Origin of the sequence: Microbacterium ureisolvens, from assembly GCF_019511645.1 — a bacterium.
In the GTDB taxonomy this organism is placed as follows: Bacteria; Actinomycetota; Actinomycetes; order Actinomycetales; family Microbacteriaceae; genus Microbacterium; species Microbacterium ureisolvens_A.
This window is the reverse complement of sequence record NZ_JAEUAX010000028.1, coordinates 1-2,412: the sequence shown is the minus strand read 5'-3', so window position 1 is coordinate 2,412 and position 2,412 is coordinate 1. Positions and strand designations below refer to the sequence as shown.

Sequence of the window (2,412 nt, the reverse complement as noted above, 5' to 3'; positions counted from 1 at the left end):
GAACATCACGGGCGCGAGTCGGAGTCGCTCGATGGCCGACCGCACTGCTTCGCGTTCTTCCGCGAGCTCGCGCAGGGTCGAGCTCACGAACACCCGGATCCGCTGGTCGGGCGTACGGATCACGGGGGTGCGCTCGAGGCCTGTCACCACGAAGGCACCTTCGCACGGACGTCCGCGTCGGCCTCGGGCAGCGCGATCGCGATGGCCTGCGCAAGACCCATCTCCCTGCCCGCGTGCTCACCGGCCTCGACGCTCTCGGGGTCGACGGCCCGCAGGGCCTCGAGCGGCGCGAGGTGGATGGCGAAGCCTTCGATGTCGTAGATGCCCGTCGTCTCGCGGATCGTCGCCGCCACCGCGGACAGAGCCCCCGCGCGCCACGCGTCGCCGTGCGAGGCGGCGATGGCGCACATGCCCTCCAACCCGTAGGTGGCACCGTCGACGAAGTGCAGCCGGATCGACAGCAGCAGCGTGAGCCGGAACTCCTCCTCGGCCGCATCCCGCTCGCCGAGCACGAAGCGCAGGCGCGCGCGGTTGTTGCCGGCGACGACGCGGGTGAACGCGTCATCGGCGGCGTCGGCGATGTCGACCGCACGGCCGAGGTGCTCCAGCGCCGCGGGGATGTCGCGACGCAGCATGCCGAACTGGCCGAGCACCACCTCGGCGAGGGACTCCGCCCAGCTGTCGCCGAGGTCGTGGAGCGTCGCGATCGCCTCGCCGATCTCCGCCCGGAACACCTCTTCGTCGAGATCCGTGAACTGCAGCCGCGTCGACGCCTTCGCTGCGAGGGCCATCGCGGCCGCGTGCCGGTCGCCGCTCTCGGTGAACAGCCGCACGACCTCGCCGAGGCCCTCCACCACCTGGTTGCTGGGCCGCTGCCACAGCTCGGCCCACAGCGGGAAGAACGTCGCGATCGCGCGCGTGCGCGGGGTCAGCGGCATCCGCTTCTCCAGCAGCTCCAGCATCCACAGCCGCACATCCGCGAAGTACCCGCAGATCCACCAATAGGGGAACATCGTCCATGCGAAGTCGCCCGCATCGTCGAGCCGGTCCATGAAGACGAGGTGGCGCGCCGCCGCGCGCAGGTTCGGCACCTCGAGCCCCAGTTCGGCGACGGCGTCGATCTGCTCGGCACCGCGCAGGCGCGGCGCCACCCGGTGCACCAGGTCGAGGTAGTAGTAGGCGTGGGCGATCCGCATCTCGTCGGCCGCCCTGCGGGACTCGAGCGTCTCGAGGGCGTACTCGCGCACGATCGTGAGAAGCGAGAACACCGAACGGCCGCCGGAGTCGATGCGCTGCACCAGGGACGCGTCGATCAGCGCGGCGAGCGTCTCGATCGCCTCGGGACCCCACGAGCGGTTCTCACCCACCGCCTCGACCGACTCGAGACTGAACCGGGCGGCGAAGACGCCGAGGTCCTCGAGCATCGCCCGCTGCTCATCGGTCAGCAGGCCCACGCTCCAGTCGATCGTGGCGCGCATGGTGCGGTGACGGTCGGGAAGATCGCGCACCGACGTCGACAGCAGCGGGAGGCTCTGCCCCAGCCGCTCCGCGACGTCACGGGGCGAGAGGATCCGGATCTTCGCCGCGGCGAGCTCGATGGCCAGGGGAAGGCCGTCGAGCTGGCGGCAGATGGCGATGACATCGGCCGCGTTCGCGGTCGTCAGCTCGAAGCCGGGGAGGGCGGACGCGGCACGCTCGGCGAACAGCACGCACGCCGAGGCGGCCTGCGCCTGCGCGAGCGTGGTGGGGGAGTCCGGTGCGGGGGTGTCGAGCGTCTCGACCTCGAACACGCGCTCCCCGCGGATGCGCAGCACGATGCGGCTCGTCACGAGGAAGCACGCGCGCGGTGCCAGCGAGTACAGCCGTACGAGGACCGGCGCCTCGTCGATGATCTGCTCGAAGTTGTCGAGCACGATCAGCACGTGACGGTCGCCGATTGCCTGAGCGATCCTCTCCTCGAGCGTGGCGGCGCCGGTGTCGCGCACGCCGAGGATGTAGGCGATCGTGGGCAGCAGCAGCCCGGGTTCCAGCACGCCCTCGAGCGGTACGAAGTACACGCCGTCGGGAAACAGGTCGGTGTTCGCGTGCGCGGCCTCGATGGCGAGCCGGCTCTTGCCGATGCCGCCCGGCCCGATGAGGCTGACGACCCGGTGGAGGCCGCCGGCCAGGAGCGCCCGGATCTCGGCGAGCTCCCCCTCGCGGCCGATCGTCTCGGTGTACGGCTCGGGCACGCGCGCGGCGAGGGAGATCTCGGCTGCCGTGGCCGGCTCGGCGCGCCGCGACTGGTCGAAGCGTTCGGCGAGGAGCATGGCGAGGTCGCCGGCGACGTGGTCTTCGAGGTCTTGGGCGTTGTGGAAGTGGAGGTAGGCGGCGGTGTCGTCGGCTTGGATGCGGGCGATGAGGTGGGTGAGT

The 2,412-nt window shown here is 71.1% G+C and carries 2 protein-coding genes; both read right to left on the bottom strand.

What is annotated here, in order from left to right; translation table 11 throughout:
* The coding region (locus JNB61_RS20685) for a hypothetical protein (protein ID WP_374226651.1) at window positions 1-87 on the bottom strand (87 nt) is incomplete at its 3' end.
* Window positions 88-143: 56 nt separating this feature from the next.
* A partial coding sequence (locus JNB61_RS19815) for a hypothetical protein (RefSeq protein ID WP_220340727.1) occupies window positions 144-2,412 on the bottom strand: 2,269 nt, incomplete at its 5' end.